This is a genomic window from Saprospiraceae bacterium (assembly GCA_016719615.1).
Taxonomy (GTDB): domain Bacteria; phylum Bacteroidota; class Bacteroidia; order Chitinophagales; family Saprospiraceae; genus Vicinibacter.
The window spans coordinates 1,410,280-1,429,108 of the sequence record JADJYQ010000001.1; the positions used below are offsets into that span (position 1 = coordinate 1,410,280).

14 protein-coding genes are annotated in these 18,829 nt (G+C 38.0%); 9 read left to right on the top strand and 5 right to left on the bottom strand.

The features are described 5' to 3' along the window. Nucleotides 1–2: 2 nt before the first annotated feature. From IPM92_05770 to IPM92_05790, 5 genes are read right to left on the bottom strand one after another with little or no spacing between them, the layout of a single operon-like run. Nucleotides 3–653: a deoxynucleoside kinase gene (locus IPM92_05770; protein MBK9107887.1), complete on the bottom strand. Its 651-nt coding sequence runs from the start codon at nt 651–653 to the stop codon at nt 3–5. Then, nucleotides 637–1,143, bottom strand: coding sequence for a 2-amino-4-hydroxy-6-hydroxymethyldihydropteridine diphosphokinase (gene folK, locus IPM92_05775; protein ID MBK9107888.1), 507 nt, complete (start codon nt 1,141–1,143; stop codon nt 637–639). The genes IPM92_05770 and folK overlap by 17 nt, the downstream gene beginning before the upstream one ends. After that, nucleotides 1,136–2,683 (bottom strand): M28 family peptidase, encoded by a 1,548-nt coding sequence (locus IPM92_05780; GenBank protein MBK9107889.1) that lies wholly within the window; start codon nt 2,681–2,683, stop codon nt 1,136–1,138. Before IPM92_05780 ends, folK begins: the two co-directional genes overlap by 8 nt. Nucleotides 2,684–2,692: 9 nt before the next feature. Then, nucleotides 2,693–4,030 (bottom strand): hypothetical protein, encoded by a 1,338-nt coding sequence (locus tag IPM92_05785; GenBank protein MBK9107890.1) that lies wholly within the window; start codon nt 4,028–4,030, stop codon nt 2,693–2,695. Continuing rightward, nucleotides 4,027–5,856, bottom strand: a complete 1,830-nt coding sequence (locus IPM92_05790) for a UbiD family decarboxylase (protein ID MBK9107891.1) — start codon at nt 5,854–5,856, stop codon at nt 4,027–4,029. The genes IPM92_05785 and IPM92_05790 overlap by 4 nt, the downstream gene beginning before the upstream one ends. A 104-nt stretch (nt 5,857–5,960) precedes the next feature. On the opposite strand from IPM92_05790, the gene IPM92_05795 reads away from it, so the two are divergent. From IPM92_05795 to IPM92_05835, 9 genes are all read left to right on the top strand, one after another. After that, on the top strand, nt 5,961–6,755 hold the full coding sequence (locus IPM92_05795; GenBank protein ID MBK9107892.1) for a thymidylate synthase: 795 nt from the start codon (nt 5,961–5,963) through the stop codon (nt 6,753–6,755). Between the two features lie 210 nt (nt 6,756–6,965). After that, the gene (locus tag IPM92_05800) at nt 6,966–8,369 is read left to right on the top strand and encodes a c-type cytochrome (GenBank protein ID MBK9107893.1); all 1,404 of its coding nucleotides are present in this window, start codon (nt 6,966–6,968) and stop codon (nt 8,367–8,369) included. Nucleotides 8,370–8,390: 21 nt separating this feature from the next. Continuing rightward, on the top strand, nt 8,391–11,582 hold the full coding sequence (locus tag IPM92_05805; protein ID MBK9107894.1) for a 4Fe-4S dicluster domain-containing protein: 3,192 nt from the start codon (nt 8,391–8,393) through the stop codon (nt 11,580–11,582). 17 nt (nt 11,583–11,599) lie between these two features. Further along, nucleotides 11,600–12,988, top strand: coding sequence for a polysulfide reductase NrfD (nrfD, locus tag IPM92_05810; protein ID MBK9107895.1), 1,389 nt, complete (start codon nt 11,600–11,602; stop codon nt 12,986–12,988). Between the two features lie 67 nt (nt 12,989–13,055). Continuing rightward, nucleotides 13,056–13,577, top strand: a complete 522-nt coding sequence (locus tag IPM92_05815) for a DUF3341 domain-containing protein (GenBank protein MBK9107896.1) — start codon at nt 13,056–13,058, stop codon at nt 13,575–13,577. Further along, nucleotides 13,577–14,362 (top strand): cytochrome c, encoded by a 786-nt coding sequence (locus IPM92_05820; protein MBK9107897.1) that lies wholly within the window; start codon nt 13,577–13,579, stop codon nt 14,360–14,362. Before IPM92_05815 ends, IPM92_05820 begins: the two co-directional genes overlap by 1 nt. A gap of 79 nt (nt 14,363–14,441) precedes the next feature. Then, nucleotides 14,442–15,728 carry a hypothetical protein gene (locus IPM92_05825; GenBank protein MBK9107898.1) on the top strand — a complete coding sequence of 429 codons (1,287 nt, stop codon included), beginning with the start codon at nt 14,442–14,444 and terminating at the stop codon, nt 15,726–15,728. A gap of 115 nt (nt 15,729–15,843) precedes the next feature. Continuing rightward, nucleotides 15,844–16,941 carry a cytochrome c oxidase subunit II gene (locus tag IPM92_05830; protein MBK9107899.1) on the top strand — a complete coding sequence of 366 codons (1,098 nt, stop codon included), beginning with the start codon at nt 15,844–15,846 and terminating at the stop codon, nt 16,939–16,941. 29 nt (nt 16,942–16,970) lie between these two features. Continuing rightward, nucleotides 16,971–18,794: a cbb3-type cytochrome c oxidase subunit I gene (locus tag IPM92_05835; GenBank protein MBK9107900.1), complete on the top strand. Its 1,824-nt coding sequence runs from the start codon at nt 16,971–16,973 to the stop codon at nt 18,792–18,794. Nucleotides 18,795–18,829 lie beyond the last annotated feature (35 nt).

Consider the following 18,829-nt stretch of genomic DNA (forward strand, 5'->3'; position numbering starts at 1 on the left):
ATTTAAGTATTTAAGATTTTAATGTGATGTAAGCCAGGGGCATATGATTTAGTCAAAATGCTTTTGAGTTCATTATAAATATGTTGATCATGAATAAAATCCTGATCGTGCAAATCGATAACAACAACAGGTAGTTGCGTTTGATTTTTAAAAAAATAAAAATAACTCTCCTGAATTTTTGATAAATATTCGTTACTGATATGTGTTTCAAATAAACGACCCCGTTTGTCAATATTGCTTTGAACCTGAGGAACATCTCTGTGCAGATATACGATCAGATCAGGTTTTGGTAAACTGTGTGTTAGCGCAGTATAGATTTTGAAATACAATTTGTATTCTTCTGCACTGAGATTGGCTCTGGCAAATAATAGGCTTTTTAGGATCGTGTAATCGGATATCGTAAAGTCGTAAAATAAATCGGTGCTTGAAACTTCCAATTGAATTTGTTTTTGACGTTCTGTAAGAAAGAATAATTCAACGGTAAGTGCATAGCGTGTTGGATCTTTATAAAAATATTCCAAAAATGGATTTTGTGCAAATTCCTCAAGGACGATTTTACAATTAAAATCCAAACAAATCATTTGACAAAAGCTGGTTTTGCCGGCTCCTATATTGCCTTCAATGCTAATATATTTGTTAGGAAACAGTTTCATGCCATTGTAATTTTACAACCCTGCATGGGTCATTACACAATTGAGAAAGTTGCTCAATACTAGTTTGAAGCACTGGATGTATATAAGAAGGAATAAGTTCTTGCAAAGGGTAGAGTACGAACTTGCGTTTTTGGATTTGAGGGTGGGGAATGGTAAGTAATTTTGTTTCTATGATCAATTGATTATAAAATAGGATGTCAATATCTATAGTACGGGGTCCATAATGGATATTTCGAGTCCTGCCCATGCTTAATTCTATTTCGTTAATTTCTTTTAAAATTTGTTGAGGATCTAAATGAGTTGTGGCTACAATGACAGCATTTATAAAATCTGGCTGTTGATGATTTCCCCAAGGTTCTGTTTCGTAATAAGATGAATGCGTTTGATGTATTATTCCTTTTTCATTCAGTAAATGCACCGCTTTTTTTAAAGATTCAATTCTATTCCCCTGATTGGATCCTAAACCAAGAACTGTTGTATTGTTAGTCATGAACAACGAATTTTGAAACGGAAATTTCTTTACCACTTTTTATGAGCATGTAATAGATCCCAATTTTTAATGGAGCACATGACATCGCCGTACTTTGTTGACTCAATTCCAAATTATTTTTTTGATACAATACTTGTCCTTCAGGATTAAAAACAGATATCGTTGCATTTTGTAAATGTCTGCTTGTTCTTATGTAGAGTGTTTGTTTATAGGCTGAAACATAAGAATTAAATCCTTTGTCGTTGGATACATGGGTTGGGAATGAAATTGGAATTTCAAGACAACTTGCATGTTCCACTTCGCCCAACTGAATAACACTCGCAATGGTTGATTTAATAACATTTGACATAAACCCAAAATGTAAATAATGCAGGGAGTCATTTGCTGTGTGGTACTTTTTATTTCTAAAATTGGCGCCATCTGTCAACATGAGTGCAGGGATTCCTTTGTCCCAAAAACTTGCATGATCGCTTCTTCTAAGGTCTGGCGCTATACTTCCATTACCGGGAACCTCAACAGAAATGACTTTTAAAGTTGGAACGTAAGTGGCAGCACTCTGATCGAAAATACTTTTCAAGCCAGAAGATGTTGTATTAGCCACATTTGTTATAAAATTGCCTCTTCGCTGATCTTGTATGACCTTGTTATAGGCATCAGGAAAAAGAATGTTAAATCCAGTAGGTAATTCCTGGGTATTGGGTTCTTCTGAATAAAATCCAATCATTTCAAAATTGAAAACAGATTTAATACTTTCCCTTTTAGATACCTGATTTGAAACGTATAACAAACTTCCAATTAATCCGGCTTCTTCCAGATCAAACAAGACATAGCGCAATGTTTTATTTGAACAGTAGGGTGCCAAAATTCGTTGTGCTTCTAAAACTCCTGCGACTCCGGAAGCATTGTCGTCAGCTCCTGGTGAAGAGCCAAAACTGTCGTAATGGGCATCAATGATAATGACTTCCTCAGGTTTTTGAAATCCCGTTTGTGTGCCTTCAATGTTTATAAGCTGAAGTGGTGGTTGTTGGGCTATGTGCTTTTTGGTTTTAACAGAAGCATTCAAGCGATTGAAAATATAATCTCTTGAAGCATCATAAAATATTTTGTCATTATTGTTCCTTCTGCCTTGTAAAATACTAACTGTATTATACAAGGAAGCCGTATCAACTTGTCCTAACAATTCCTGAATATCCAAAGCTGCCCTGTCGCTCACTTTTAAAACCAATCTGATAGTTTTATATGTAATAAGTGGATCTATGGTAATTTGAACGATCTTTTGATGGCCTTGCATTACTGGATAACCGATGTCACCTCCAATTTGGATAGGCACAATTTCTTCATGTAATGTGGCATCCTCCAAGCTAAAAAGTTTGCATTGGATTTCCAATAATTGATCATCGGAGTCTGTAGCGTCGAAAGTAACAGTTATCCTGTTGCCTTGGATTTCAACGCTCTTTTGAACAAGCACTGGCAAATTATTTTGTGCGCATAAAAGCCCTGATACTAAAAATGTAAATGATAAGCTGAATTTGTATAACATGCGTTTGATTTAATAACTTAGAATTCTATAATGCTTTGGATAATAATTTTTCCATCCATTTGAATTAGATTTAATCCATCCCATCGAAGCGGACTGGAATTTTGCAACAAACCATTTTTCAGAAGTGTTTACGTCGAGTGGAAAATGTAAACATCTGAGATATTCAAGAGCTTGTTTATAATCTAATTGTATTTCCGGTAATTCATTCGATTTGAATGCAGATTGACTCAAGCCATGATGAGGTATAAAATCCAGTCCTTTTATTTGCCCCAGTTGTATTCCAGTATTCCATACATTCAAATGTTGAAGACACAAGTTGCTATTTTCAAGATGTGATTTGCGTATCGCAAGGAGCTGCTTTTTGAAATCTTTAATGATAAACTCTTCTGAATCTTGTAGCCAAGCTTTTGGAGAAAATGGATTTTGAAACTCTTTGAAGCTTTTTTTTCCCGAATATTCTATTGAAGTTGAATTTTTATTCTTTCTCAGAACTGTAAGTGTCAGTCCTTCTCCCTGGATTCGATGTGGCATAAATCTGTACGAATAAAGGTTTGATTCATTGTCTGATTTCCAAACATTATAATCTGAATTGATTTCTACGGGATCATAAGTTCCGTTGCTGATCAAAGTGGATAATACTTCTTCATTTTCAAACATATTGTAAGTACAAGTGGAGTAGATGAGAATAGAGTTTTCATGCCCTAGTTGAGCAACAATTTGAACGATCTCCTTTTGCATCCTCTGACAACTTTGAATTTTTTCTGGCGACCATTGTTCTAAAGCTTTGCGTTCTTTGCGAAACATGCCTTCACCGCTGCAAGGAGCATCCAAAAGTATCAGGTCATACGTGATACCGGTGTTTTTAAGTTCCTTTAATGATCCCTGACTAATGGTTATGTTTGAATGTCCCCATTTAATCATATTATGTTGTAAAGCAGTGGTACGGTGTTGGTCAAATTCGTGACAGTGTATAAATGCGGATTCAGAAAAATAACTTGCCAGTAAAGTGGATTTACCTCCTGGCGCGCTGCAAATATCAAGGACATGAATATCCTTGGGTAAATTTAAATACTTTAAAACATAATCGAGAAACATGGATGAGGCTTCTTGTACATAATAATGTCCAGCGTGAAAAAATGGATCCAAAGTAAACACGGGTCTTTCATTTAAATAATAACCCTGTTCGCACCATGGGACCCTTTCAGCTAGATTTAAGTTATGTTCTGATTTTAATGGATTTAAACGAACGCTCGTTTTAGGGTTTTGATGAATTGCTTCAAAAAATGCTGAACTCTCAGAACCAATGAGCTTCTCCATGTTTTGTATAAATAGCTTTGGGATGTTCATGAGAAAAGTTTATGAAGTTCGGGATTGCGATAAATAATTTGATCTACTTCGCGTATCGTTTTGGGATCAGGCTCAAGTACCGTTGCATGATGTGGTTTTTTACGAGCATCAATGATCAGCGGTGCATCACATGACCAATGTTTGAATTGATGTGAAGCTCTTAGGCCATATACATCATGGGAGGGATTACTTCTTGTAAAAGTCACCCATAAAAAATTTGAAAAATCTGCAGCCATAAAATCTGCATCTTCTGTAAGTACAACCAAAGGAAAATTTTCAAATTGGGGTGCGTCTAAAAATTTCGTGAGTTCGAACAACTCTTTTTCTGCAAATTCATAAGTACTGAATGCATTTGATTCTATTGCAATAATGCCATGGTCGATAAGTCTGGCTTTTGTAAATGAAGTTGGAAGTAGTGTAAATAATGAAACTTCATTGGATAATTCACGCAAAGGATCCCGATTGCAGCTAATGACGAGTTTTGAACCTTCATTAAAACCAGATCCTGAATAATCAAGGGTGTCAATAGTTGTATGTGTATAAAAATGCAAATCATGTTTAAAATCGACACGTCTAAGAACATATTTTAAAAAATCTGCAATATGATGTACGTCTGGAACCTGATCAGGGTTAGAAGCAGCAATGATGAGATATTTGGACAAAGAAGTTTGACCTTTGCCCAGTAAATGATTTGCTTGTGTCAGGATCTCTTCCGGTTTGCGTTCTCTAAAAGGCATATACCTTTCGCTTCCGATCGCCAATAGCAATGGATGTACACCTGCAACATCGACGGCATGAACAGCTTTAATTCCTGGAAATTCAGACCCGATAAGTTCTGAAACGATGGAGTGAATGATAGCACCAAATGAAGTGTCTTCCTGTGGGGGTCTTCCAACCACTGTAAAATGCCATAAGGGATCTGCTTTGTGCCATACTTTGATATGACTAAGAACGGGAAATGGGTGCTTTAAGCTATAGTAACCCAAATGATCGCCAAACGGGCCTTCTTCTTTTAATACTTGATCTTCTACCGTTCCGGTGATACAAAAATCGACATCCTGAGGAATAAAATATCCATCCTGAATTGCATACGCGTATCTTCTGGAATTGAGTAATCCTGAAAATAAGATTTCACTTAAACCTTCCGGAAGAGGGAAAATGGAGGCAAGTGAAAATGCCGGCGGTCCTCCGACACCAATGCTCAATTGAAATTTCGACTGGGCTGATTTATGGTTTTGATGGTGTATGCCGATTCCTCTGTGTAATTGGTAATGCAAACCAATTTCTTGATCTTCTAAATAGTCATTTCCATCCAATTGAATTCGGTACATGCCCACATTGGCTTGTTTTGGATTCATTGACCCAGGTGGAAAACTGATGACCTGGGGTAAAGTAATAAATGATCCGCCATCTTTTGGCCAGGCTCTGATTTTCGGAAGATTTGAAATTGAACAAATGGATTGAAGTGCAACGTTTCTTTTTTTGAAGGGAATTGCAGAAAATAGCCATGGGAGGTTCCTCAGAGAAGATCCAGGATTTTTCAAAAGAGAAAATGGGTCGATTTTAACCTTAATCAGCCATTCAAAGCGTTTTAATACATCTTCAAACAGATAAAATGTTCTTTCTGAAGTTCCGAAAATATTTGAAACCGCCTGAAATGGACTGTTTTTTACTTTCTCAAACAGCAATGCAGGACCTTTCATCTGATAAATACGCCTGTGAAGCTCCGGGATTACCAAATCCGGATCTAATTCTTCTTTAATGCGAAGCAATTGGCCCTTTTTTTCCAGGTCCTCACAACAGTGCCTTAAGCTCTGATAAGTCATTGAGTTTGATTACGTGTAAAGTTAAGTCATTATGAGTAGTCTATAAATAATCAAAAAATAATATTATAAATATTTTAATGTGTTTCTTTGTGGTGTTCATTTATATGAAAACTTACTTGGATCTTCTCGAAAAAGTTTTAAACGAAGGAGTTGAAAGGCCTGATCGCACTGGCGTGGGTACCAAAAGCATTTTTGGATATCAAATGCGCTTTAATTTGGAGCAAAGTTTTCCACTTGTAAGTACCAAGAAGATGCATCTAAAGTCTATCATTTATGAGTTGTTGTGGTTTTTGAAAGGGAAGACCAATATTAAATATTTGAAAGACAATGGAGTAAGTATATGGGACGAATGGGCCGACGAAAATGGCGAATTAGGACCGGTATATGGCCGACAATGGAGAAACTGGCCAAGTTCAACGGGGCGAAGTATTGATCAAATATCAAATATCATTTCTGAAATTAAGAATAACCCCGGATCCAGAAGATTGGTCGTTTCTGCCTGGAATGTGGATGAATTGCCAAAAATGGCTTTAAGTCCTTGTCATTGTTTGTTTCAATTTTATGTTGCTGAAGGCAAATTATCATGTCAGCTTTATCAACGATCGGCTGATGTTTTTTTAGGTGTACCCTTTAATATTGCCTCCTACGCACTTTTGACGCAAATGATGGCCTCTATTTGTAATCTCAAGCCTGGAGAATTTATTCACAGCTTTGGGGATGTACATTTATACTTAAACCATGTCGATCAGGCCAAAACGCAATTGACGCGAAATCCTAAACCGGGACCTCAAATGTGGATTAATCCGGAGGTAAAAGACTTATTTTCATTTGATTATCATGATTTTAAGTTGATAGGATATGAATCTCACCCTGCTATAAAAGCTCCAATTGCTATTTAGAGATGGGATTTATGAAATTATTGTTCTTTGAATTTTAAACTATTCTTAACGCTTTGCATAATTTCAAAAGTGAACTTTTTAGAAATCTATCAAACTAATGTTGCTTTTAATTTTGGAAAATCCAATTCTGGGCTAATTTTGCAGGCGAAACATCATGAAAAGCTGTAATATTTACTTGCTTCATTGTAACTTACTATATACCAATCTTTTATGAGCTACAAGAAATTCTTTTCTACTATTTTCTTGGTTTTGTTGACTTTCTTGGCTCCTTTTTCCGCTCCGGATATCGAAGTGGGGAAGGATCTATTTAAAAATAATTGTGCTTCCTGTCACAATAAGAATATGAAGGATGCCTTAACAGGGCCTTCTTTAGGTGGGTCACAAGAAAGATGGGCTGCATACCCAAAAGAGGATCTCTATAAATGGATCCGCAATTCTCAGGGAATGATCAAAGATGGTCATCCGAAAGCTACGGAGTTGTGGAACCAGTTTAAACCTACGGTCATGACGTCTTTTCCTAATTTGACGGACGATGATGTCGAAAGTCTGTTGCTTTACATTGATGGCGTTTATTCCGGAACTTATGGTCCTAAAGTTGCCACAGGTCCTGCTGCCGGTGAAGGTGTGAAAAAAGAAAGCGGTTTTTCATTTTGGATGTTTTTAATCTTTGTTTTATTAGTAAGTCTGGCATTATTCTTATGGAGGCTTACAGCAGACTTGGTTTATAGTCTTAAAGTAAATGCAGGAGACCCAAGCGCTCAAAAAGTATCAACTTGGAAGTTTTTGACCAATAAGTCCGTAGTGAGTTTTGTCATATTTGCTTTGGTCTTGTTTGGTGGTTATACTACAATAAATAATGCCATTTCATTGGGAAGGCAGCAAAATTATGCTCCAGAACAACCCATTAAATTCAGTCATGCTACGCATGCAGGTTTACATAAAATTGATTGTAATTATTGCCATGATGGCGCCAGAAGATCTAAACAATCTCTAATTCCGGCAGCAAATACTTGTATGAACTGCCATGCGGCCATAAAGAAAGGTAGCGTATACGGTACTGCAGAAATTACCAAAATATTTGCTTCTATTGGTTTTGATCCAAGTACAGATAAGTATATTGAAAATTATGCTTCAATGGCGGAGGAGGATATTGCAAAGGTTTACCGCAAATGGATTGAAGACAATTTTATTAAAGAAAATAGTCTAACTGGGGGTTCTGAAAGTTCGAAGCGAGAAGCAGATACACAATGGGAAGAAATTAAAGCTTCCTTGACAAGTGAAACCAAACCGCAAATACCCGGCCCGATAGAATGGGTACGCATTCATAATCTACCGGACCACGTGTATTTCAATCATTCACAGCACGTAAGTATAGGAAAGATTGACTGCCAAAAATGCCATGGTAAAGTGCAGGATATGGATTTGTTGAAACAGTATGCACCTTTGTCCATGGGCTGGTGCATCAATTGCCATCGTGAGACGGATGTAAAGTTTACAGATAACAAATACTACGAAAGTTATAAAACCTATCATGATGAATTGAAAAGTGGGAAGAGATCGACCGTTAAAGTAAGTGATATAGGTGGTCTCGATTGTCAAAAATGTCATTATTGATCCAATACAACATAGATGCAAATGAAACATAACGAATCAAATATTTGGATAGGCGAGAAGGACTTATTGCAGGACGAAAAATTTATTTTAGAAACGCAAAGTGAATTTGTGGACGAGCCTGGGTTTGCGGTAGTAGAAGATGAACGCATTGGTAGTTTAGAAGCAAACAGAAGAGACTTTTTGAAAATGCTTGGATTTGGAATTGGTGCAGCTACGCTAGCTTCATGTGAAATTCCTGTAAAAAAAGCAATTCCATATATCATCAAACCGGATACCATTGTTCCAGGTATCGCTAATTATTATGCTTCTAGTTTTGTGAACGGTGGCGATTATTGTTCTGTTTTGGTTAAAACTAGAGAGGGCCGTCCTATTAAAATAGAAGGAAATGCAGCTTCGCCAATAACAAAAGGTGGTACCAGTGCCAGAGTTCAGGCTTCAGTTCTGAGTTTGTACGATTACAACAGAATCCAAGGTCCCGGAATCATGAAAGATGGTAAAGTTGAATTGATTGATTGGTCAGCTTTCGATAAAGAAATAACGGACAAATTAAATGCGAATAGTAAGATCCGTATTGTGAGTTCTACGATCATGAGTCCATCAGCACTTAAGGCGGTCTCTGAATTCTCCACGAAATATCCAAATACAAAACACATTATGTACGATGCAGTTTCAAGTGCTGCATTGTTGGATGCTGCGAAATTGTGTTTTGGGGAACGCGTGGTTCCGGATTATAGATTTGACCAGGCAGATGTCATCATAAGTTTTAATGCGGATTTCTTAGGAAGCTGGATTTCTCCAATTGAGTATGCCGCTCAATATGCGAGTAAGCGTTCTTTGAAAGGTGGGCAATATCAAATGAATAAACATATTCAGGTAGAATCACACCTTTCGCTTACGGGTTCGAATGCGGACAATCGGATATTAGTTAGACCTTCCGAACAAAGTGCTGCAATTGCACACTTATATAATGAAATTGCTGCAAAGAGTGGAAGACAAGTTCAACCAGCTCCGGCTTTAAATGATAAAGCCAAGCAAGCACTTTCTAAATTGGCTGGTCAATTGATCGATCAGAAATCCAAATCTTTAATTGTATGTGGAAATAATAATCCCGGCGATCAGATATTGGTATTTGCCATTAATGATATGTTGGGAAATATCAATAAAACAGTTCGGTTTGAGCGTGTTTCTTATCAACGCAAAGGGAGTGATTTGGATGTGCAGCAATTGATGGCAGATATGAAAGCTTCTCAAGTAGACGCCGTTATTATCTGGAACGCGAACCCCTGTTATGACCTCCCTAATGCTGCTGAATTTGCAGAAGGACTGTCTAAGGTTGGCTTGTCTATTAGCCTGAATCCAACTCTCGATGAAACCACTTCTAAATGCCAATATGTTGCACCAGATCATCACTATTTGGAATCATGGGGAGATGTTGAAGCTAAAAGTGGTCAATTTAGTTTTATTCAACCCACCATACATCCCATCTTTAAAACGCGACAGGCTGGTGAGTCCTTTTTGAATTGGTGTATGAGCCCTAACTTAAACCATCAAGTTGAGCAACCTTATTACGAGTATTTGTTAAAAAACTGGGCTGAGAAAACTGGAGCAGAGACCGCCAATATGCAAACCAATTGGGATCGGTTACTCCACGACGGGTTGTTTGAGACTGCTACTAACGAACGTTTGTTAGTTTGTAATGCAGATATTACTTTGGCATTTTCAAAATTGGCTAAACCATCTGAAAGTGCTTTGGAAATAAGCTTTTATGAAAGTATCAGTATTGGATCCGGAGTTTATGCAACCAATCCGTGGTTGCAGGAGTTGCCTGATCCGGTGATGCGAACGGTATGGGGAAATTATCTGGCAGTACCGATCTCCTTTGATGGCGACAGAAGATTTAATGCGATGAGCAATGTCAAGGAAGATGGAGAAGAAGTTGAATTAACCATTGGCAATGTAAAAATTAAAATAGCCGCGGTCAAACAATTCGGCCAGATGGCTGGAACAGTGGCAATTGCTTTGGGTTACGGTCGTCAGATAGCAGGTGATTGCGGAACCGGAGTAGGTACTGATTTTAATTCGCATTGCACAAGTGCGGATGGTTATACACAGTATTATAATACCAGTGCCAGTCTCTCTGAATCTCTTAAATCTATAGAGAAGAATTTTGCTTGTGTACAACACCATCACACTTTTGGTGTGACGGCGGTTGAAACCAGCTCTGGAAAAGTGATTAATGCCGATGAAGCTGCTTTAGTGGATGATGCTTTTAAAGGAATCACCAAAGGATATCAAGGTGCATTGACAGATCGTTCTATCATTCGGCATTCAAATCTAAAAGATATCAAAGAAAACGTTGAGAAGCTCCAAAAGGAACGCGAGCACCATCAACATTTAAATTCGAATACGCTTTATCCGGGACATGATTATAAATACAATTCCGGCCACCATTGGGGCTTGCATATTGACCTCAATTCGTGTATTGGTTGTGGCGCATGTGCTGTAGCTTGTATGGCTGAAAACAATGTGCCTGTTGTAGGAAAGAAAGAAGTTTCAAGACATCATGAAATGTCATGGTTGCGTATTGACAGATATTATTACGGAGATGTTGAAAGACCAAATGTAGTCTATCAGCCTATGATGTGTCAGCATTGTAATAATGCACCTTGCGAAAACGTATGTCCAGTAAATGCCACCAATCACTCTTCAGAAGGATTGAACCAAATGGCCTATAACAGATGTGTAGGCACTCGATATTGTGCCAATAACTGTCCTTATAAAGTGAGAAGATTCAACTGGTACGATTATACTACAGCGGATTTATTTCCTGTAAATCAATACAATCTTGCCAATGAAAAGACGCAACCCTTTTATTCTGATAATTTGGTTCGCATGGTATTGAATCCGGATGTAACAGTGAGATCAAGAGGTGTCATTGAAAAATGCTCATTCTGTGTACAACGCATACAGGAAGGAAAATTGAATGCTAAAAAAGAACAAAGGACTTTACGCGATCAGGATGTGAAGACCGCATGTCAAACTTCTTGCCCAACCGGTGCTATCACTTTTGGTGATATCAATAATCAGGAAGGCGAATTGCATTCAAAATTGCAGAACCCTTTGAATTATATAGTTCTTGAAGAAATTAACGTCAAATCTGTCGTCAACTATACGATGAAAGTCAACAACAGAGACGAAACTTTAGATGCATAACTAATTAAATAAATCGCATGGCAGGAGGATTTGTAGCACCGGTAAGGAAACCTTTAGTAGAGGGACAAAAAACATATCATCAGATTACTGAGGATTTGTGTGCGCCTACCGAACGCACACCGAGTAAGGAATGGATCATTGCCTTTATAGTGTCAGCAGCAACCTTATCATTTGGTGTATTTTGTATACTTTGGACCATCTGGATGGGAATTGGTTCCTGGAACCTAAACCGGACGATTGGTTGGGGATATGATATTACCAATTTCGTTTGGTGGATCGGGATTGGTCATGCGGGAACTTTGATTTCGGCCATCCTTTTATTATTTCGCCAAAGGTGGCGTACAGGGGTCAACAGGGCTGCTGAAGCCATGACGATATTTGCCGTTATATGTGCAGCTTTATTCCCACTCATACACGTCGGTCGCATCTGGGTTGTATTTTATTTTTTCCCATATCCAAATACGCGAGGTTCTTTATGGCCCAATTTTAACTCTCCTTTGTTGTGGGACGTATTTGCCATATCTACTTATTTTTCTGTATCCCTGTTATTTTGGTATACAGGTTTGGTTCCGGATTTTGCAACCGTTAGGAATCGTGCGAGTGGCTTGCGAAAAAAGATTTATAATGCATTATCATTTGGTTGGACCGGCTCTGCCAAACATTGGCAAAGATGGGAATCTCTTTCCTTGGTATTAGCGGGATTATCTACGCCACTGGTTTTATCGGTACATACGATCGTTAGTTTTGACTTCGCAACCTCAGTCATTCCTGGCTGGCATACAACGATTTTTCCACCATACTTTGTAGCGGGAGCTATCTTTTCAGGTTTTGCTATGGTACAAACACTTATGGTGATGACCCGTAAAATATTGAAGCTTGAAGAATATATTACTTTAGAACATATTGAATCCATGAATAAGGTCATTTTGGTGACGGGCACCATTGTAGGTGTTGCTTATCTGACCGAATTATTTATTGCCTGGTATTCCGGATACGTTTACGAACAATTTGCTTTTTTCAATAGAGCTATGGGAGTTTATTGGTGGTCTTATTTTGGAATGATGGCCTGCAATGTGATATCTCCGCAATTATTTTGGGTTCGCAAATTCAGAAGAAGCATTTTTGTGACCTTTTTTATGTCCATATTTGTCAATATCGGGATGTGGTTTGAGCGATTCGTAATCATTGCCACAACGCTTGCCAGAGATTATTTACCTTCTTCGTGGAGTTATTACAAACCGACCTGGGTAGAAATCGGAATATTTATCGGTACGCTTGGTTTGTTTTTCACATGTTATCTGATATTTGTCAGAGTGGCTCCTGTGGTTGCTATTGCAGAGGTTAAACACATTCTGAAAGTGGGTGGAGATCAATACATAGGGGGAGAAGGCAAACCGTCATCATAAACATGATGAGACGCATTCTTCTAAACAAGAAAAACATTAACATCAATTGATTTAAAATAAAATTTACATGCGACAGTATAATAAAGATGTCATTTATGGAATCTACTCTGACGAAGAGATTTTAGTGAGCGCAGTGAGAGATGCAAAAAGCAAACATCTTGAAATCATGGATGTATTTTCTCCATTTCCTGTGCATGGTCTTGATCAGGCATTGGGTTTAGAAGAATCTCGTTTGCATCAGGCCGGATTCGTTTACGGTGCGCTGGGTGCAATGTTGGGATTTCTTGGAATGACCTGGATGATGACCAGTGATTGGCCGATTATATTTGGAGGCAAACCATATTGGCCAGTACCTTCATTTATTCCAATTACTTTCGAATGTACAGTTTTATGCGCTGCATGGGGGATGACCATTACGTTTTACACGATTTGTGGTTTATGGCCAGGTGTAAGTAATCCACAACTCGATTTGCGCACAACAGATGATAAATTTTGTATTGCATTTGATAGAAATGAAGTTTCTGATGTGGAAGCCAGAGCGTTTTTTGCAGCATCAGGAGCAGAAGAAGTCAACACCAAAATGATTTAATGATGAAAATTCCAATGGAAAGAATACTGGTGATCTTTGTGACCGTGGCTTGTTTTCAATGCAGACCTGCAGATGGCAATAGAACAGGTACAGAATATATGCCAGATATGGCTCACTCGATCGCCTATGAGCCGAATGTAAATAATTATTACTATTACCATTCATGGGGAAGTGAGCTTGAAATTGCTAACTACTCGGCTCCTAAATTGCCTGTGCAAGGAACAAAAGCAAGGGGATCTCTTGGTTGGACCAATGGAAAACCTAACAATGATTTGTTTAATGGAAAATTGGGTCATAATGCGATTGCAACTCCCATCAATGGTTCAGTTGAATATTATTACAAGAATACGGAAGACGAACGGTTAAGAGCCACTAAAGAAATAAGCTCAAATCCATTGCCAATTTCAGCAGATGGACTTTCCAATGGAAAATTGCTTTACAATATTTATTGTTCTTCCTGTCACGGCGAAAAAGGAGATGGTGGTGGTTATCTTGTCAGAGATGACGGAGGGAAGTACCCTGCGCAGCCGGCAAATTTTTTAAAAGATGAATTTATAGCATCATCAGAAGGGAGATTTTATCATGCGATTATGTATGGTAGAAATGTCATGGGCTCACATGCAGATAAATTGTCTTACGAAGAACGGTGGAATGTGATTCACTACATCCGTTCGCTTCAGGCAAGTTCTAAAAAATTAATATACAGCGAAAAGGAAAATACATTTACAGGTTCCGTAGCTGTAAAGGATGCAGCGAAAGCATTAGTACCAGCAGTAACTAAGTGACGATTCATTAACAATTGAAAAGAAAATATCAATGAGTTCCGTACAAATACCAAACAGAGATAAAATCTTCCTGGGAATAATGGGCTTAATAGGGATTTTATCTTTAGTAGCAATCGTTGCTAATGACGATGATTATCATACAAGATTGTGGAGCAGTTTGCTTCATAATGGAACATTTTTTACACTGATTTCGATGATGGCTATTTTCTTTGTCTGTGTCAGCCGCACTGCTTACGCAGGCTGGAATGTCGGTTTCAAAAGAGTATGGGAGGCGATGTCTCAGTTTTTATGGGTCGGTTTTGCCATCATGTTTTTAATTGCGATGGGTGTTTATTTGGGATGGCATCATTTATACCATTGGGCAGATACGGATGTAGTAGCAAACGACAAAATCCTTCAAGGCAAATCTTCATTCCTCAATAAAAATTTTTACACTTTTGTTGGTCTTGGGATACTTGCTTCCTGGATATTTTTTGCAGTAAAAATGCGCAATCTTAGTATCGAAGAAGATGATCATGGAGATCAAAAGTTTGAGCACTATAATAAAATGAAAGTCTATGCTGCCATATTCCTTCCTATCGCCGGATTTTCAAGTGCTGTTGTTATTTGGTTATGGAATATGTCAGTAGATCCACATTGGTATAGTACCCTCTATGCATGGTATACTGGTGCTAGTACATTCGTAAGTATGATAGCACTTACCATTTTACTCTTGATTTATTTAAAATCAAGAGGATATTATCATAATGTAAATCAGGAACATTTCCATGATCTGGGTAAATTCATGTTTGCATTTTCTATTTTTTGGACCTATTTGTGGTTCTCTCAATACATGCTTATATGGTATGGAAATATCGGCGAAGAGACCGTATATTTTAAAACGCGAATTGAAAAGTACCCGGTGCTTTTTTATGGAAATCTCGTTCTGAATTTTGTCTTGCCTTTTTTAATTTTAATGAGAAATGACAATAAAAGAAAATACGGCACCCTCATCACAGTTTCTATGATTGTTTTCTTTGGTCACTGGGTTGATACATTTCAAATGTTGAAACCCGGAATCCTTCATACAGCTCATGAAATTAGTATGGGACCCGGGCATCATTCAAGTACTCCGGTATTGGAGCAAACGGCTCATCAGGAAAGTGGGCATACAACAACAGGAGACCATGGACATGAAGCTAAGTCCAATAATCATGGGGAATTAAAACCAGATATTGGTTATTATATACCAGGGTTGGCGGATATTGGATTACTGATAGGTTTTCTGGCTTTGTTTTATACTGTGACGCTGCACTTTTTATCGAAAGCACCTTTAGTGCCCAAGAATGATCCTTTTTTGCAGGAAAGTTTACATCACCATGTTTGATCAAACAAAATATATTTAAACGCTCATGACGGCTTTAATTACGATATTATCAGTTCTTTTGCTTTTTGTGGTTTTGGTACAGATTGCAAAAATTAATGAGTTAACGGCTGACTTGATGGACACCGATGAACATCAGGAAAAAACCAGCCTTACCAACGCCAAATGGTTATTGATTTTTGGGGTGGTATTTATTGGCTCTTCGTTTTGGGGAGCCTTCTATTATGCGAACAGAATGCTTGGATATGGTCCCTTAAAAGCAGCATCCGAACATGGAAGTTCCATAGATTCTTTATTTGATTTGACTTTGATTTTTACAGGAATTGTATTTATTATTTGTCATATCGTGCTTTTTTGGTTCTCCTATAAATATAGCTATCAAAAAGGCCGCAAAGCTTTGTTCTTTCCTCACGATAACAGGCTTGAAGTTATTTGGACGGCAGTGCCTGCTTTGGTGATGACCATTCTTGTGGTAAAAGGATTGGTTACCTGGAATGCGGTGATGTCCGATGTTCAGAAAGGTGAATCCTATATTGAAATAGAAGCAACAGGCTGGCAGTTTGCATGGAATCTTAGATATCCTGGCCCTGATGGAGAATTAGGAGTAAAAGATTTTAGACTTATCAAACCTGGCGTCAATGAATTGGGACAGGATTGGACAGATGAAAGAAATCATGATGATTTCAACGCGGATGAACTTGTGCTTCCTAAAGGAAAAAAAGTACGCGTTCGTATCATCGGCAGAGATGTTTTGCACAATTTTTATCTGCCTCATTTTAGAGTAAAAATGGATGCAGTACCCGGTATTCCTACCTATTTCATCTTTACCCCGATTAAAACTACTGATGAATTCAGACAAGAACTCCGAAAATATCCGGAATATCAAATGCCTTCTGATCCAAATGATCCTGCAAGTGAACCTAAATGGAAAGCTTTTAATTTTGAATTGGCTTGTGCAGAATTATGCGGAAAAGGACATTACAGTATGAGAAGGGTCGTGAAAATTGTGAGTCCGGAAGAATGGGAAAAATGGCATGCTACTCAAAAATCATTTTACCTGACAAGCATTCGAAATACAGATGAAGATCCTTTCAATGGCAAAGCGGTCAAGGCAGATCATATGATCAAAAAAGATTCTACAAATAGTACGACGAATCATCCGATAGATACAACAAAGGTGGTTCCTGCTTTGGATTCGACTACAAAACAGCATTAAAAAATTGAATTAATAATCAATAATTTACCATGTCAGCAAACCATAACACACATCTGGAGACAGACCAACTCATAGAAAAGTTGGGTTACGATGATCATTTTCATGAACATCATCATGGTGATAAATATCAAACCAACTTTCTGACCACCTACCTTTTTTCGCAGGATCATAAAATGATTGCACGGCAATTTCTCATAACGGGAATTTTCTGGGCAATTGTTGGAGCCGGCATGTCTTTAATTTTCAGAATACAGCTTGGTTATCCAGATGCTGATATTTCATGGTTAAGACCATATGCAGGAATAGGAAGGCTTGATGCAGAATTTTATTATGCATTGGTTACGATGCATGGAACCATTATCGTGTTTTTTGTATTGACGGCAGGATTAAGTGGTACATTTAGCAACTTATTAATTCCACTTCAGGTTGGAGCCAGAGATATGGCATCTCCCTTTCTAAACATGTTGTCTTACTGGTTCTTTTTTATGTCATCTGTGGTGATGTTATACAGTTTGTTTATCAGCACCGGCCCGTTTTCTGGTGGATGGACCGGATATCCTCCATTAAGCGCATTGCCTCAAGCCTCTATAGGAAGTGGAGCGGGGATGACCTTATGGTTGGTATCATTGGTACTGTTTGTCGTTTCGGTATTACTCGGAGGGATGAATTATATTACGACTGTATTGAATTTGCGTACAAAAGGAATGACGATGTGGAGAATGCCCTTGACAATTTGGGCGTTTCTGGTGACCGCAATTTTGGCGTTACTTTCATTTCCTGTTTTAGCATCAGGATTTTTCCTATTGATGTTCGATAGAAGTTTAGGTACAAGTTTTTATTTATCAGATATTTTCATCAATGGCCAGGCTTTAGATCGAATTGGAGGAAGCCCTATTTTGTTTCAGCATCTTTTTTGGTTTCTCGGGCACCCGGAGGTTTACATCATTATATTACCTGCGATGGGAATTGTTTCAGAGGTTATGGCAGTGCATGCGCGAAAGCCCATATTTGGTTATAGAGCGATGGTTTATTCCATTCTCGCGATTGGATTTCTGTCATTTATCGTTTGGGCACACCATATGTTTATGTCCGGAGTCAATCCGTTTATTTCCAATTTCTTCGTAGTATTTACACTTATTATTGCAGTTCCTTCAGCTGTTAAAGTATTTAACTGGATCAGTACATTATATGGCGGGAACATTCGATTGAATACGCAGATGTTATTTTCTATTGGATTTGTTTCCATGTTTATATCAGGTGGTTTGACTGGAGTGTTTTTAGGAAATTCTGCCATTGATATTCAACAGCATGATACTTATTTTGTAGTTGCACATTTTCATATTGTAATGGGAGTGGCTGCATTTTTTGGAATGTTTGCCGGCGTATATAACTGGTTTCCAAAAATGTTTGGCAGATTTATGAATGACACTTTGGGCAAAATCCATTTTTGGGTAACCATGGTTGGTGCTTATGCTGTTTTTGGTCCGATGCACTATCTTGGTATGGCTGGAGTTCCGAGACGTTATTATCGCTTTGATAATTTTGATGCGTTCAAGGATTTCGATGATATGAATAAATTTATCACCATTGCGGCTGCAATTACTTTTCTTGGCCAAATGGTTTTTGTCGTAAACTTTTTCTGGAGTATTTACAAAGGCAAAAAAATGACCGAACAAAATCCTTATGGATCAAACGCCCTTGAATGGACAACTCCTATTAATACCGGACATGGAAACTGGCCCGGAAAAATTCCTACTGTTCAAAGGTGGTCTTACGATTATGGAAAAGATGGTAAAGAATTTATTCCACAGCATACACCATTAGCTGAGGGAGAAGAAGAAAGCAGTCATTAAATAGTAATACCAGATACATTGAGACAGACGCAATC

What these genes read in the sequence shown, in the direction of transcription:
- IPM92_05770 (MBK9107887.1), bottom strand. Translation starts at nt 653, where the DNA reads ATGAAACTGTTTCCTAACAAATATATTAGCATTGAAGGCAATATAGGA.
- folK (MBK9107888.1), bottom strand. Translation starts at nt 1,143, where the DNA reads ATGACTAACAATACAACAGTTCTTGGTTTAGGATCCAATCAGGGGAAT.
- IPM92_05780 (MBK9107889.1), bottom strand. Translation starts at nt 2,683, where the DNA reads ATGTTATACAAATTCAGCTTATCATTTACATTTTTAGTATCAGGGCTT.
- IPM92_05785 (MBK9107890.1), bottom strand. Translation starts at nt 4,030, where the DNA reads ATGAACATCCCAAAGCTATTTATACAAAACATGGAGAAGCTCATTGGT.
- IPM92_05790 (MBK9107891.1), bottom strand. Translation starts at nt 5,856, where the DNA reads ATGACTTATCAGAGCTTAAGGCACTGTTGTGAGGACCTGGAAAAAAAG.
- IPM92_05795 (MBK9107892.1), top strand. Translation starts at nt 5,961, where the DNA reads ATGAAAACTTACTTGGATCTTCTCGAAAAAGTTTTAAACGAAGGAGTT.
- IPM92_05800 (MBK9107893.1), top strand. Translation starts at nt 6,966, where the DNA reads ATGAGCTACAAGAAATTCTTTTCTACTATTTTCTTGGTTTTGTTGACT.
- IPM92_05805 (MBK9107894.1), top strand. Translation starts at nt 8,391, where the DNA reads ATGAAACATAACGAATCAAATATTTGGATAGGCGAGAAGGACTTATTG.
- nrfD (MBK9107895.1), top strand. Translation starts at nt 11,600, where the DNA reads ATGGCAGGAGGATTTGTAGCACCGGTAAGGAAACCTTTAGTAGAGGGA.
- IPM92_05815 (MBK9107896.1), top strand. Translation starts at nt 13,056, where the DNA reads ATGCGACAGTATAATAAAGATGTCATTTATGGAATCTACTCTGACGAA.
- IPM92_05820 (MBK9107897.1), top strand. Translation starts at nt 13,577, where the DNA reads ATGATGAAAATTCCAATGGAAAGAATACTGGTGATCTTTGTGACCGTG.
- IPM92_05825 (MBK9107898.1), top strand. Translation starts at nt 14,442, where the DNA reads ATGGGCTTAATAGGGATTTTATCTTTAGTAGCAATCGTTGCTAATGAC.
- IPM92_05830 (MBK9107899.1), top strand. Translation starts at nt 15,844, where the DNA reads ATGGACACCGATGAACATCAGGAAAAAACCAGCCTTACCAACGCCAAA.
- IPM92_05835 (MBK9107900.1), top strand. Translation starts at nt 16,971, where the DNA reads ATGTCAGCAAACCATAACACACATCTGGAGACAGACCAACTCATAGAA.